The organism is Alitiscatomonas sp., assembly GCF_037242085.1.
GTDB lineage: Bacteria > Bacillota > Clostridia > Lachnospirales > Lachnospiraceae > Alitiscatomonas > Alitiscatomonas aceti.
This window is the reverse complement of the sequence record NZ_JAXXBR010000033.1, coordinates 1-13,107: the sequence shown is the minus strand read 5'-3', so window position 1 is coordinate 13,107 and position 13,107 is coordinate 1. Positions and strand designations below refer to the sequence as shown.

Annotated in this window: 14 protein-coding genes; 5 read left to right on the top strand and 9 right to left on the bottom strand. The window is 51.2% G+C overall.

What is annotated here, in order from left to right; all coding sequences use genetic code 11:
* The 3 genes from rlmD to pcrA form a co-directional block, all read right to left on the bottom strand.
* A partial coding sequence (rlmD, locus tag WIH05_RS01480; RefSeq protein WP_337424878.1) for a 23S rRNA (uracil(1939)-C(5))-methyltransferase RlmD occupies nucleotides 1-1,367 on the bottom strand: 1,367 nt, incomplete at its 3' end.
* A gap of 76 nt (nucleotides 1,368-1,443) precedes the next feature.
* Nucleotides 1,444-1,767 (bottom strand): DUF4366 domain-containing protein, encoded by a 324-nt coding sequence (locus WIH05_RS01475; RefSeq protein ID WP_215654354.1) that lies wholly within the window; start codon nucleotides 1,765-1,767, stop codon nucleotides 1,444-1,446.
* A 101-nt stretch (nucleotides 1,768-1,868) separates the two neighbouring features.
* Nucleotides 1,869-4,142, bottom strand: coding sequence for a DNA helicase PcrA (gene pcrA / locus WIH05_RS01470; protein WP_215654242.1), 2,274 nt, complete (start codon nucleotides 4,140-4,142; stop codon nucleotides 1,869-1,871).
* 134 nt (nucleotides 4,143-4,276) lie between these two features.
* On the opposite strand from pcrA, the gene WIH05_RS01465 reads away from it, so the two are divergent.
* Nucleotides 4,277-4,885, top strand: a complete 609-nt coding sequence (locus WIH05_RS01465; RefSeq protein ID WP_215654244.1) for a DUF1836 domain-containing protein — start codon at nucleotides 4,277-4,279, stop codon at nucleotides 4,883-4,885.
* Between the two features lie 34 nt (nucleotides 4,886-4,919).
* Nucleotides 4,920-5,564, top strand: a complete 645-nt coding sequence (locus tag WIH05_RS01460; protein ID WP_215654246.1) for a flavin reductase — start codon at nucleotides 4,920-4,922, stop codon at nucleotides 5,562-5,564.
* Between the two features lie 93 nt (nucleotides 5,565-5,657).
* Here the strand turns inward: WIH05_RS01460 and WIH05_RS01455 are convergent, their stop codons facing one another.
* Together WIH05_RS01455 and WIH05_RS01450 are read right to left on the bottom strand one after the other, a co-directional pair.
* Entirely contained in the window at nucleotides 5,658-6,995 is a 1,338-nt protein-coding gene (locus tag WIH05_RS01455) for an FAD-dependent oxidoreductase (protein ID WP_337424877.1), read from the bottom strand.
* A 32-nt stretch (nucleotides 6,996-7,027) separates the two neighbouring features.
* The gene (locus WIH05_RS01450; RefSeq protein ID WP_215654250.1) at nucleotides 7,028-7,453 is read right to left on the bottom strand and encodes a hypothetical protein; all 426 of its coding nucleotides are present in this window, start codon (nucleotides 7,451-7,453) and stop codon (nucleotides 7,028-7,030) included.
* Nucleotides 7,454-7,681: 228 nt separating this feature from the next.
* Here WIH05_RS01450 and WIH05_RS01445 point away from each other — a divergent pair, with 228 nt between their 5' ends.
* Nucleotides 7,682-7,819, top strand: a complete 138-nt coding sequence (locus WIH05_RS01445; RefSeq protein ID WP_337424876.1) for a helix-turn-helix transcriptional regulator — start codon at nucleotides 7,682-7,684, stop codon at nucleotides 7,817-7,819.
* On the opposite strand, the gene WIH05_RS01440 is transcribed toward WIH05_RS01445, so the two are convergent.
* On the bottom strand, nucleotides 7,794-8,240 hold the full coding sequence (locus WIH05_RS01440; protein WP_022274431.1) for a helix-turn-helix transcriptional regulator: 447 nt from the start codon (nucleotides 8,238-8,240) through the stop codon (nucleotides 7,794-7,796). The genes WIH05_RS01445 and WIH05_RS01440 overlap by 26 nt on opposite strands.
* A 351-nt stretch (nucleotides 8,241-8,591) precedes the next feature.
* Between WIH05_RS01440 and WIH05_RS01435 the strand changes: the two genes are divergently transcribed.
* Nucleotides 8,592-9,833 (top strand): 6-phosphofructokinase, encoded by a 1,242-nt coding sequence (locus tag WIH05_RS01435; RefSeq protein ID WP_337424879.1) that lies wholly within the window; start codon nucleotides 8,592-8,594, stop codon nucleotides 9,831-9,833.
* A 56-nt stretch (nucleotides 9,834-9,889) separates the two neighbouring features.
* On the opposite strand, the gene WIH05_RS01430 is transcribed toward WIH05_RS01435, so the two are convergent.
* The 3 genes from WIH05_RS01430 to WIH05_RS01420 all read right to left on the bottom strand — a co-directional run bounded on the left by WIH05_RS01430 (nucleotide 9,890) and on the right by WIH05_RS01420 (nucleotide 12,256).
* Nucleotides 9,890-10,612: an NUDIX hydrolase gene (locus WIH05_RS01430; RefSeq protein WP_215654252.1), complete on the bottom strand. Its 723-nt coding sequence runs from the start codon at nucleotides 10,610-10,612 to the stop codon at nucleotides 9,890-9,892.
* Between the two features lie 9 nt (nucleotides 10,613-10,621).
* Nucleotides 10,622-10,942, bottom strand: coding sequence for a hypothetical protein (locus WIH05_RS01425; RefSeq protein WP_022274434.1), 321 nt, complete (start codon nucleotides 10,940-10,942; stop codon nucleotides 10,622-10,624).
* Nucleotides 10,943-11,011: 69 nt separating this feature from the next.
* Complete coding sequence (locus WIH05_RS01420) at nucleotides 11,012-12,256, bottom strand: M20/M25/M40 family metallo-hydrolase (RefSeq protein WP_022274435.1); 1,245 nt, start codon at nucleotides 12,254-12,256, stop codon at nucleotides 11,012-11,014.
* A gap of 176 nt (nucleotides 12,257-12,432) precedes the next feature.
* On the opposite strand from WIH05_RS01420, the gene WIH05_RS01415 reads away from it, so the two are divergent.
* Nucleotides 12,433-13,032, top strand: coding sequence for a hypothetical protein (locus WIH05_RS01415; RefSeq protein WP_337424875.1), 600 nt, complete (start codon nucleotides 12,433-12,435; stop codon nucleotides 13,030-13,032).
* The last annotated feature ends 75 nt before the right edge of the window (nucleotides 13,033-13,107 follow it).

The following is a 13,107-nucleotide window of genomic DNA, read 5'->3' as shown; positions in this document are numbered from 1 at the left end:
ACCGTCTCCACATGCCCCGTAAACGGAAACATATCCACCAGCGCCATCCGCTCCACCCGGTATCCTCCGGCCTGCAGCACGATCAGATCCCGTGCCAGACTGGTAGGCTTACAGGATACGTACACCATCCGGTCTACTCCATAGCGGATGATCTTCGGCAGCGCCTTGGGATGGATCCCATCCCTGGGCGGATCCAGGACGATCAGATCCGGCTGCCCCTCCAGCGTATCCAATACCTTCAGAACGTCCCCTGCAATGAAATCACAGTTGGAAAGCCCGTTGAGGGCAGCGTTCTCTCTGGCCGCCTCCACGGCTTCTTCTACGATCTCCACTCCGGTCACATGCTCCGCCACCGGCGCCAGGATCTGGGCGATGGTCCCAGTGCCGCTGTAAAGATCGAACACCATTTGCCCGCTGGTATCCCCTATGTACTGGCGCACTGTATCGTAAAGCACCTCCGCCCCCAGGGAATTGGTCTGGAAGAAGGAAAACGGAGTGATCTTAAATTTCAGTCCCAGAAGCTCCTCATAAAAATAGTCCTGTCCATACAGCACGTCCGTACCGTCATTGAGAACGGCGTCTGCCAGACTGTCATTTTTTGTATGGAGGATCCCTGCAAAGGAGCCGGAAAGGGGCAGTGCCAGAAGGATCTGCTTCCATCCCTCCAAAAGCTCCTCCTCTGTCTCCTTTCCCGCCCAGGAATCCGCAGTCTGCGTCGTGGTCACAAGATCCGCCAGGATCTCCCCGGTCCTCATTCCCCGACGGACCAGAAGGTGTCTTAAATATCCCTGGTGGCTCGTTTTCTTTAAAAAGCTTACATTTTTTTCCTTAAAGTAGTCCAGGGTCGCTCTTAAGATCCTGCAGCAGTCCTCGTGGACCAGAAGGCACTGATCCACGGTCACGATATCATAAAAGCTCCCGCGCTTATGCATTCCCAATGCCAGCGGGCCGTCCTTTATCTCGTCACCAAAGGAAAACTCCATTTTGTTCCGATAGCTGTTGGTCAGAGGGCTTGCCTTGATCCCATCATACTGGTACTCTCCACGGATCACCTCATCCAGAAGGCCTTTTACCTGGCCCTCCTTCAGCTTTAACTGTTCCTCATAGGGAAGCGTCTGGTAAGAGCAGCCTCCGCAGTCGGCTGCATGTACGCAGGCCTTTTCCGGCGTCTCGCAGGCCGCCCTGGAGACTACGTTTAAAAGCCGCGCCTCACACTTTCCCGTCTTCTGCTTGGTAACGACCACCTCCACGGTCTGTCCCGGCAGTACATTCTTTACTACCACCTTTTCATCCTCTATATGAAGGATTCCTTTATTGGGAAAATCCACCTTTTCCACGATCCCTGTATAAATCTCTCCCTTTTTCATCCGTTCCTCCTTATATATTTAAAAAGAGGCTTGCAGGCAATCGCCGCAGCCTCTCCTTTTTTCAGTACTCTCCTGCTTATTCCGCAGACTTTTCTTCCTTTGCCTCTGTTTTTCTGACAGGCATCTCCTCGTCCTCATCCTCAAAGAAATCGTCGTCAAAATCATCGTCAAAGTCGTCTTCAAAGTCCTCCAGATAATCCGGTGTAAAGAAACGGTACACACCGTACGCAATGGCTGCCACTGCCGCTACTGCGCCAAAGATCGCCAGCACCCAGAGGATACAGTTTTTCTTTTTCTCTTCTTCTTCCTTTTTATGAAGCAGTTCATTTAATCTGGATACATTCATCAGGTCCTCCATCTTACTGACGGCATCTTTTCCCATAAAGTCAAACTTGTTCATCATGGCACATCCTTTCTGGTTTCTTAAGATCAGAAATCCACATTCATGTTTACAGTATAACATGATTGTTTTTATTTTACTATCCCGTTTTTTAACTTTTTTTACAATTTCTGAAGTCTGGCAAATGATGCAAACATTTTTCTGACACCCATGGAATCAAATTCCACCGTTACCTCATAATCCTTTCCACCGTCTGCGATCTGCTTTACGGTTCCATCGCCAAATTTCACATGGTGGACCCGGTCCCCCTCCGCATAATCCAGAGAAGCAGCCTTTTGTACTGTAAATGCCTTTCCAAAGGCTGGCTGGGCCGATGGCATCCCACTCTTTTTTGAAACGTAAGGATTCTGACCAAACATACTGATCCCAGACGATCTGGCCCACGGAAGGCCCGGATCCTCCAGATCATCCGAAGAAAGCTTCCTGGATCTCTGATATACAGAATCCTCCTGCCTCTCCTCTTCTTTATATTCCTCCGGGATCTCTGCCAGGAAACGGCTGGGTCTGGAAAACCGTGTCTCTCCCTTGACCATCCGCTGCCTTGCTCCTGTCATCATAAGCGTTTTCTCGGCCCTTGTGATCCCCACATAGCACAGACGCCTCTCCTCCTCCAGAGCTTCGGGATCCTCTGACATGGCCATGCTGCTGGGGAACAGACCGTCTTCTAATCCGCTCATATATACATAAGGGAATTCCAGTCCCTTGGCCGAATGGAGCGTCATCAGTACCACCCGGTCCTCAGATTCATCCATACTGTCGATGTCCGCCACCAGGGCCACCTCTTCCAGAAATCCATCCAGGGTCGGCTCCTCTGCGTCCTCCCAGTACGCCACAGCCTTATTGGACAGCTCACTGATGTTTTCCAGACGGGTTTCTGCCTCCACCTCGCCTTCCTCCATCAGTTCCGCCTTATATCCTGTGGACTCCAGGATATCTGTGATCACATTCTGGATCGCCATTCCATCCTTTAAGTTTTTCCGGAAACGGCCGATCTCATCCGTAAACTGGTCTATTTTGGGCGCAGCCTTTCCCAGGCCCGGCACCGCCCCGATCCTTAAAAGCGCATCATAAAAATTCATCCCATGCTCAGCTGCATACATGTTTACCTTTCCGATGGATACGGCTCCGATTCCCCGCTTCGGTACATTGATGATCCTCTGAACCGCCAGGTCGTCCCGCCCGTTGGCAATGGTCTTTAAATACGCCAGGATGTCCTTGATCTCCTTTCTCTGGTAGAAATTCACGCCGCCCACCATCCGGTAAGGGATATTATGGGTGACAAATTTCTCCTCCAGGATACGGGACTGGGCGTTGGTCCGGTAAAGAATGGCGGAATCCTTCCAGGAACCTCCCCTTTTCATAATGTCGGAAACGATTCCCTCCGCTTCATCGTATGCCGTATCAAACAGCTTTACACGGATCTTCTCTCCCGTCTCATTTTCTGTCCAGAGGGTCTTATCCTTTCTCCCCTCATTATTACGGATCACCTCGTTGGCCGCGCTTAGGATGGTCTTTGTGGAGCGGTAATTCTGTTCCAGCTTAATGACCTTTGCGCCAGGAAACGCCTCCTCAAAACTCAGTATATTCTTTATATTGGCTCCTCGGAACCGGTAAATGGACTGGTCGTCGTCTCCCACCACGCAGATGTTCCTGTATTTGGAGGCCAGCAGGCTCACAAGCCTGAACTGGGCCGTATTGGTATCCTGATACTCGTCTACCATGATGTAGCGGAATCTTTCCTGGTAATAGTCCAGAACCTCCGGACAGGATTCAAAAAGCTCCACAGTTTTCACCAGAAGGTCATCAAAATCCAGGGCATTATTCTTCTTCAGCCGCACCTGGTATTCCTTATACAGCTCCGCGATCTGCTGGTTGCGGGCAGATCCGTCCTTTTTACTCTCCAGGGCAAACTCCTCCGGCGTGACCAGATCATTCTTGGCCGAAGAAATGATCCCCAGCACTCCGCGCTCCTTATACAGCTTTCCATTGATCTCCCGTTCCTTAAAGATCTGCTTCATCAGTGTTTTCTGGTCATCGGTGTCATAAATAGAGAAGCTGGACTCGTACCCCAGATTTTCAATGAAACGTCTGAGGATCCGGACGCAAAGCGAGTGGAAGGTGCTGACCCATACGCTGTCCGCTCCCTGGGGGATCAGCCCGTTGACCCGTTCCCGCATTTCTCCTGCCGCTTTATTCGTAAAGGTGATCGCCAGGATATTCCAGGGCGACACATTTTTTTCCTCGATCAGATAGGCGACCCGGTGGGTCAATGCCCTCGTTTTTCCGGATCCGGCTCCTGCCAGTACCAGGAGGGGACCCTCTGTATGTAAAACAGCCTGCTGCTGCATTGGGTTCAGTGTCTCAAAACTCTTCATGATATTCCCCTTTCTTGTCAGATTCGTATTATACCAGATTCCCCGGATGCTGTCCAATAAAACGAGAAAATCGTATTTGTCTCTTGTCATCTAGTTTTTAATACTATATAATAAGTATTGAAAGGAGTTTCACCATGAAAACCAATGAAGAACGCTTAGAAGGACTGTTCCAGCACCTGAACAGTCTGGATCACATAAAAGTTGAAGATATCCCGCAGATCGACCTTTACATGGACCAGGTAACTACCTTTATGGAGAAACACCTGAGGGAGCTGAAGCGATATCCGGAGGACAAGGTACTCACAAAGACTATGATCAATAACTATGCCAAAAACAACCTCCTTCCCTCTCCGGTACGTAAAAAATACACCCAGGATCATATCCTGCTTCTGGTATTTATTTATTACTTTAAGAATCTGCTGAACTTTAACGATATTGAGACCATTCTGTCCTATATCACAGAGCACCACTTCGGTGAAGCTCCGCTTCCTCTGTCCCAGGTATATACAGAGGTATTTACCATGGAACACAGCCAGATGGATAAATTAAAGGATGACGTAAAAGCAAAATTTGAAACAGCAGAAAAAACCTTTTCCGACGTGGAAGATCCCGGTGAGAAGGATGCGCTCCAGCTCTTTTCCTTCATTTGTGAGCTTGCCTTCGATGTGTATCTGAAAAAGCAGATGATCGAGCGCCTCGCAGACGAGATCCGGGACGAATATCCGCCAGCGAAAAAGAAATAACTGCATAACACAAGTGATCACAGGAGGGCTTAGTATGAACAAATCCGCATTCCGAAAACTTTCTTATGGCGTCTATCTGATCTCTTCCCTGGATGGGGACCGGCCTACGGGCTGTATCGCCAACAGCGCCATGCAGATCACATCCGATCCGGCGTCCATTGCCATCAGCATCAACCATGACAACTTTACCAATTCCTGCATTGAAAGAACCGGAAAATTTGCTATTTCCATCCTTTCTGAAAACACGGATCCTGGGATCATCGGGACCTTTGGATTCCAGTCAGGAAAAAACGTCAATAAATTTGATTCTGTTTCCTATAAGACTGTTGAAGGCCTCCCAGTGATCGAGGATGCCTGCGCGTATATCGTGTGCCAGGTCGTCAACAAAATGGAGACCGACAGCCACACAGTTTTCCTTGGAAAGGTTCTGGATGCCGATAACCTGGAAAATGCTCCGGCAATGACCTATTCCTATTATCATACTGTGGTAAAGGGAAAGAGCCCCAAAAATGCTCCTACTTATCTGAAGGAGGAAGAAACCATTCCAAAGACAGCCTATGTCTGCTCCGTATGCGGATATGTATATGAAGGGGAAACTCCCTTTGAGGAGCTTCCCGATGATTGGAAGTGCCCGATCTGTAAACAGCCAAAGTCTGTATTTAAAAAACAGGAGCGCTGATGGCTCCTGCATCGTCAATCCAGAGAGATCCAGAGTGTCGGACCGTTGGAAGCTCCTTAAAATGATCTGGGTTCCGGATTTCCCGGCTGTATTTTAACAGCCGGGATTTTTTATATTCTTTTTTGAAGGTTCATCCAGAAGTTCTCCGTCTGCCCGGAATCTGGACCCATGGCAGGGACAGTCCCAGGTCCTCTCTGCTGGATCCCACTGGAGCCGGCAGCCCAGATGGGGACATCTTGGTCCTCCCAATACAGCCAGATTCTTAATGGAATGTCCCATTTCTTTCAAAAAAGTTTTATATGAGGCTGAAAAAGTTTTTCTCTGGGGAGAAAACAGCTCCCATTCCTTCATACTCTGTCCAGTAACCGCATCACAGACCGCCATGGCGGAAACCATAGAATTGGTCATTCCCCATTTTCCGAATCCTGTGGCCACAAGCCAGTACGGACGAAGCCTTGAGAAAACGCCAATATAGGGGACTGAATCCAGAGTCATGCAGTCCTGGGCCGACCAGGACGCCTTTATCTCGGCTTTTTTCCAGATATTCCCCGCTCTTTTCTCAAGCTCCCCATAGGGATCCTTGATCCTGCCCTCTCCTGTCCGGTGTCCCATACCGCCCACAAGCACCAGTTCACCGGCATTCCGGAAGGAAAGTCCATCCGGATCGATCCCATAATACATTCCCCCCAAGTCCCAGTCCTCTGTTTCCAGAGCCAGTACATAGCTTCTTTCCTGGTGCATCCTGGCTGAGTAAAAGCCCGGCCAGCGGGGAAACGGAAAATGCGATGCAAAAACAATATGGTCTGCCTTCACAGTTCCCCGGTCAGTCCGTATCTCATGACCTTTTACCTGCAGGACTCTGGTATACTGGCAGATCTTTAAGGAATCCGACAGGCCGTATAAAAAACCAATGGGATCAAACTGGGCCTGATTTTCATACCGCAGAGCCATTTTCACCGGAAAGGGAAGGCCGGTATCATATACGATAGAGGCCGGTATACCGGCCCTCACAGCGGCAGAACGCTCCTGCTCCAGCTTTTTCATCCCCTCCCCGCATTCTGTATACAGATAGGAGGGCAGCCTTTTAAAACCGCACTGGATCCCCGCAGAATCCACGATCCGCTCATACTGATCGATAGCTGTCTGGCTGGCCTGGGCATACCGGGCCGCAGCTTCTGCCCCCATGGTCTCTGTCAGTCTGCTGTAGATCAGTCCATGCTGGGATGTGATCTTAGCCGTGGTCCCTTCCGTCTGCCCGCTCCCAACGGTCCCTGCCTCCAGGACTACTGTATCCACACCGCTTTCCATAAGGAACCATGCACAAAGGATCCCTGCCATCCCCCCTCCGATCACGGCCGCAGAAATGTGCTCTGGAAAAGGTTCCCGTTTATCTTTCTTCTGTATGTCGTTTATGGACCAGATCGATCTCATTTCATCACCTCTGGCCCTATTATACCCCTTTTTTATCCACGCATACGTGCCCGCATTCCAATTAGCGGGCAGGACCGGTCGATTCCCACCAGATACCGCTTCTTTGCCCCGGCCACATAGGTCCTGGTCCAGATCTCCTGCTCCTCCTCCTTGTCATACAGCTTCACCTCTACTTCTGTCATCAGCGGCAGGATATCGCCGTCCAGCGTCATCTCTCCCTGGCTGTCCAGACCCAGAACCCCCTCCTTTACGACCTCCAGTCCCATATATTCTGCCAGATGGCACATTCCATGGAGATTATCCAGAAATTCAAAAAAGATCTCCTTCTGCAGGCGGCTCTCCGCGTCTTCTGCATCCTCTCTCAGAAAATCCACGATCTCATTTTCATACTGTGCAAGGAATCTCTCTCCGCCGGCTTTTATTTCACGGGCTTTTTCTGCCAGTTCCTTATAATTCATGAATGAACCCCTCTTTCTTTTAATAAAATCTATTTTCGACATCTAGTAAATGTCATCTCCCGGTCCATCTTAACATATATTTATCTTACTGACAATCAGTGAATGTCTTGAGGGGAGAAAGCGATGTACAAAAACAAATCAGAACACGGACTAAATAATATATGCGGACAAAAAATACGGAAGCTGCGCCTGGAGATGAAAAATGTCTCCCAGAGGAAGCTGGCCGATATGCTCCAGGTACAAGGCCTTGATATTGATAAAAATGCGATCCAGCGGATGGAAAGCGGCAAACGCTTTATAACAGACATTGAGCTGAAGGCCCTGGCCAAGGTCCTCAACGTCACCTACGCGGAGCTTCTGGATTAAAGGAATTCCTTCCGTTTTCTGGTTCTGGAGCCTCCTTCCAGATCCCACTGCGCTTCTCCGGCTTCCAGTCGGTCCTGGTATCACTCAGTATCATCTGGATCCGTTCCAGGTTCCTGTGGGTCCTGAGGACATAGGCGCACAGAATATGCGGGCGTTTTTTGACCCACCTTTTCCTCCTCTGTACGATCTCCTCATCCTCCTTCCCCTCCAGGACCAGAAGCTGCTCCACAGGCAGATCCAGCATACATCCCAGGACCAGGAGATTATCCAGAGAAGGGAGAGCCTTCCCTTTCAGCCATTTGTAAACAGACTGGGGACTGTCCAGCTCCAGCTCCTCCTGCACATCCCGGACTGTGATCCCGCTCTCTGCCAGGAGTCTGCGTATCCTTTTTCCTGTCTCCTCTTTCGATATCTTTACCATCCCATCACCTGCCTGTCCTTCCAGATTCTTTTCATCTGCTTCTATCATACACGAAATCAGCCGCGTTGTCTTGAACCATTGGTTCAATAGTGAAAAAAAACCAGCCCCAGTACGAACTTCGTACCGGAGCCGGTTAAAAAGGGGAGGATAAGTATTAATCTTTCTCTTTGGTGATACTCCTATTATTGCCGCTTTTCCCAGATCTATACCAGCCTGAAAAAATTGATTGATTTTCTTTCTTCCTGTATTATAATATTTCCGTACAGCACGCCGGCCCGGAGATAAATGATCCCACCGCCGGCAGTAAGAAGTACTGACTCTAAATCGCACTAGAATGGAGAGAATGGATTTATTATGAAGAATTTAGTGATCGGACAGTCCGGCGGCCCCACCGCCGTCATAAACGCCAGCCTCTGCGGCGCAGTACAGGCATGGAAGGAGGCAGGGCAGGAGGGCCGTGTCTATGGGATGCTCAACGGCATTGAGGGCTTCCTTGCGGACCAGGTCACAGATCTGACTGCCCTCAGCGAGGAAGAGCTGAAGCTCCTCCGGCTGACGCCCGCCGCTTATCTGGGGTCCTGCCGCTTTAAGCTCCCGGAGGATCTGACGGACGCTGTCTATTCCGCTGTTTTTGATAATCTCCGCGAAATGAACATCGGATATTTCCTCTATGTGGGAGGAAACGACTCCATGGATACGGTGGATAAGCTTTCCCGCTTTGCTGCCCGGACCGGCAGCGATGTACGGTTCATCGGCATTCCCAAGACCATTGACAACGATCTGGTGCTCACAGACCATACGCCCGGTTTCGGCAGCGCCGCAAAATATGTGGCCTCCACGGTCCGGGAGATCGTCCTGGACGCCTCTGTATACCAGCAGAGATCTGTGACAATCATCGAGATCATGGGACGCCACGCCGGCTGGCTCACAGCTGCCTCAAAGCTGGCAAGAAAATATGAGGGAGACAACCCTATCCTCATCTACCTCCCCGAGGCTCCCTTTGAGCTTGAGGCCTTTTACCAGGATCTGGAGCATGCCTTTGAAAAAACAGCCAATGTGGTCGTCTGCGTTTCCGAGGGCATTGCCGACGCCGGAGGAACCTTTATCTGCGAATATTCCGACGCCGCAAAGCTGGATTCCTTCGGACACAAAATGCTCACCGGCTGCGGAGAGGTCCTGGAATCCTTCGTCCGTGACCGGTTCCACGTCAAGGTCCGCTCCATTGAGCTCAATGTAAGCCAGAGATGCAGCGGGATGCTGGCCTCCAGAACAGATATCGAGGAGTCTGCCATGGCAGGCGCCTTCGGAGTCCACGCCGCCCTTTCCGGGGAAACAGGAAAAATGGCAGCCTTCCAGCGGACCTCCGATGCCCCCTACGAGCTTTCCTGCTACCTGGAGCCGGTGGGACGGATCTGCAACCAGGAAAAGAAATTTCCGGCAGAATGGATCTCTCAGGGCGGTTCTGACGTAACAGACAGCTTCCTTCCCTATATCCTGCCGCTGATCCAGGGTGAACCGGAACGGATCATGGAAAACGGGCTTCCCAGATATCTTTACCGGCAGCCAGACGCGGCCGCCCGCATAAAGCCTTAAAACATCAGAAAAACCGGCATGCCGTTCCTTTCGGGATCACATGCCGGCCTTCCTATTTAACGGACTGTCTTTCCGCCTGTCCTCTCCTCCAGCCGCTCCTTCAGATAAAGAAGCGCCTGGGTGATGATGCAGCCGTGGTCCACAGCCAGGCCGTCCGCCCACAGGAGCCTGTACCTTTCCCTGGGAAGCACGGCGTCCGGGAAATATGTACGCTCTACCCGGGCCGCCACATGGACCTTCCGTTCTTCATGGTCCAGGCAAAGCTCCCAGATCTCCTTCCGCTGCTGCCCGTCCTCCTCCGAGACCAGACGGAGCGACACATCCATCCACAGCGCATCCGCCGCATCGTCGCCGGCCCTCACCGGCAGATCGCCTTCCGCCAGAGCCAGGAACGAGGTCGTGATCACCCGCCACCGGGGATCCCTGTCATAAGCGCCCCAGGTACGAAGCTGCTGGAGCGGAAGTCCCGTCACTCCGGTCTCCTCCTGAAGCTCTCTGGCCGCACCCTCATAAAGATCCTCCTTAAGCTCCACAAAGCCGCCCGGCGTGGCATACCAGCCAATGCTTGGATGATTGCCCCGTTTAACAAGAAGAAGCTTTAAGGGCTGCCCCCAGGACCGGAGCGGCTCATCACACTGTACCGCCACAATATCCGTGGTACAGCTGGGACAGTCATATTTTCTGGGATCATACCTGTCCAGAAATTCCTCCAGGCTCTGACCCGCCCGGTTTTTCTCGCCAGTTCCGTAAAATCCCTTCAGATCCTCCAAAAAAGCCATGACACACTCCTATACCTTATGGATCCCGTCTCCGCCTTTGGCAAAATACCAGCCGTATTCGTACATCTTAAGGCCGATCTCCCTCTGGATCTCCATCATGTTGTCCACAATGGCCTCCACGTCCACATCGTCGCCGAACTGCACGCCCAGACGTCTGCACAGGCGCTCTCCGGCGGCATACACCTCCCTGTAAGCCTCTGCACAGACAGAGCCCTCACTGAACACATTTTCCACAAAGGCATTCTCTGCCACGATGCTGCTTCCAGGATTATAGGCTCCGGTTGCCAGATCATATACCTGCTGCATAAACTCAGTGCTGTTCTTTTCCATCTGTATCTCCCTCTTTTCCTATAATATACCAGCCTTATCAGAATACTTCCTTCTGCCTGGCGGCGCAAGCTAAATGATGCTTTCCGTCATTTCTGTTCCGGCGCAGAGCAGAGTCATGAGGAGCGTCTGCTGGCAGCCCTTGAAGGCATCCTCCACCTTAAACTGCTCGTCCAGGGTATGGCACTGGCAGTCATAATCACAGCCGCCTCCCAGACAGACCGCCGGAAGTCCGGCTTCCAGGGCCCGGTTGCAGTTGGTGGAGCCGCCGTTTCCAAGCTTCGGCTCTGCACAGCCAAGGAATTCTGCCGCCGCCATGGCTCCCTCCACGATGGACGCGTGGGAATCCTGATGACCGGCGTTGACGTCACAGATATGCTTCACTTCATATGTGATGGTATCCATGCCCCAGCGGTCTGTCTCCTCCTTACATGCCTCGTCGATGGCGGCAAAGATCCGGTCACGAAGCTTCTCCAGCTCCTCCTGGGAATTGGAACGGAAGTTAAAACGGATCTGGGCTGTGGGAACGATGGCATGGACCGCCTCAAAGCTTCCCGCATGGAAGTTGGTCACTGCAAATGTCGTCATGGGATCTGCGGGAACACGGAATTCCGAGATCTTGGCAATGGCTCTGGCCGCCGCATGGAGCGGGTTTGCCACCTTTCCAAACATGCCGCACGCATGGCCGCCGATTCCGTTGAAGTTCACCTCATACGTCTGGATGCCTGTGGCCTCATAAGTGATCTCCTGGTAGCCGGGTCCGTCCACGGAAATGCTGGCCTCCAGCTCCGGATGATGGTCCACATAATACTTCATTCCCTTTAAAGCGCCGGTCCCTTCCTCCTGTACCGTTCCCACAAAGTGGATATCCCCCTTTGTCTGGATCCCGGCGGCGTTTAAAGCCCGGATCGTGGAAAGAACGGCCGCACAGCCTCTTGTATCGTCTACGATTCCGGGACATTTGATAAAGCCGTCCTCCCGGACGATCTTAAGCTCTGTATCCAGGGCGAATACAGTATCCATATGGCCTTCCACCAGGGTCGTTTTTCCGCCGCCGGTGCCCTTACGGATCCCCACACAGTTGCCGTATTCGTCAATGTGACAGTCAGAAAGCCCCTCTTCCTTAAACATTTCCAGCATACGTTCTGCCTTCTTCTGCTCATGGTAGGTGGGGGCGGGGATCAGGGTCAGCTCGATCTGACGGTCGATGACCGCATCCTGGTCTTCTTCCATAAACTTCAGTGCCTTCTGAACCTTTTCGTCTTTTACGAGGGCGTCAAATTTCTGGCGTACCTGTTCTGAAACCTTATATTCCATCTGTATCCTCCTATAAAAATTTATTCCACATACAGCATAGCAAATCTGCCATAAATTTGCCACATAAATCTCCCATTTTTTCCTAAAAGATTTCACAATTTCTACACATACCTTTGTTACTATGATGCTATAAGAAAATGAAACACAAACTTACATAGCTTTAGGAGGATTTTAATATGAAGAAAAAAATCATGACCCTGGTCTTAACCACAGCAATGACCGCAGCCGCAGGCCTCACCGCCTTTGCAGGAGAATGGAAATCCAATGACACCGGCTGGTGGTGGCTCAACGACGACGGCTCCAATCCCGCAGCCGAATGGAAATGGCTGGACGGAAATAAGGACGGTACCTTTGAATGCTATTACTTTGGAAACGACGGCTACATGCTCTCAGATACGACCACACCGGATAACTACCAGGTCAATAAGGACGGGGCCTGGATCGTGGACGGAGGCGTACAGCTCCAGTTCAACCTGGAAGAAAACGCTGGAAATGATGAGGAAGATGGAGAGAACTCCGGTGAAGCTTCCTATGAATATGATGCCTACGATCTGATCGGAACTTATACTTCTGAAGACGGCGATTATATGGAGTTAAATCTGGGCGCTGACGACAGCCTGGTGGGTATGTACTATGATGAAGACGGCTCCTTTGACGGGATCTACAGCTTCAAAAAGGTAAATTCCCTGGAATATAAAGACTCCCTCCATTCCAGAAACATCAAATTCTCCAATGAGGGCTCCTTTACCATGAGGGATACCGTATACTACCGCTAAAATCCGTTTCTAAAGGTAAAAAAGAATCCTGCTCTTGCAGGATTCTCCGCCTGCGGCGGGTCGCATTTGCGACGA

Coding starts and splice junctions, on each gene's coding strand:
- pcrA (WP_215654242.1), bottom strand. CDS start 4,142: ATGAAGAGTTTTGAGACACTGAACCCAATGCAGCAGCAGGCTGTTTTA.
- WIH05_RS01425 (WP_022274434.1), bottom strand. CDS start 10,942: ATGGAAAAGAACAGCACTGAGTTTATGCAGCAGGTATATGATCTGGCA.
- WIH05_RS01440 (WP_022274431.1), bottom strand. CDS start 8,240: ATGGTAAAGATATCGAAAGAGGAGACAGGAAAAAGGATACGCAGACTC.
- WIH05_RS01445 (WP_337424876.1), top strand. CDS start 7,682: ATGCTCCAGGTACAAGGCCTTGATATTGATAAAAATGCGATCCAGCGG.
- WIH05_RS01455 (WP_337424877.1), bottom strand. CDS start 6,995: ATGAGATCGATCTGGTCCATAAACGACATACAGAAGAAAGATAAACGG.
- WIH05_RS01475 (WP_215654354.1), bottom strand. CDS start 1,767: ATGAACAAGTTTGACTTTATGGGAAAAGATGCCGTCAGTAAGATGGAG.
- WIH05_RS01415 (WP_337424875.1), top strand. CDS start 12,433: ATGAAGAAAAAAATCATGACCCTGGTCTTAACCACAGCAATGACCGCA.
- WIH05_RS01465 (WP_215654244.1), top strand. CDS start 4,277: ATGAAAACCAATGAAGAACGCTTAGAAGGACTGTTCCAGCACCTGAAC.
- WIH05_RS01420 (WP_022274435.1), bottom strand. CDS start 12,256: ATGGAATATAAGGTTTCAGAACAGGTACGCCAGAAATTTGACGCCCTC.
- WIH05_RS01430 (WP_215654252.1), bottom strand. CDS start 10,612: ATGGCTTTTTTGGAGGATCTGAAGGGATTTTACGGAACTGGCGAGAAA.
- WIH05_RS01460 (WP_215654246.1), top strand. CDS start 4,920: ATGAACAAATCCGCATTCCGAAAACTTTCTTATGGCGTCTATCTGATC.
- WIH05_RS01450 (WP_215654250.1), bottom strand. CDS start 7,453: ATGAATTATAAGGAACTGGCAGAAAAAGCCCGTGAAATAAAAGCCGGC.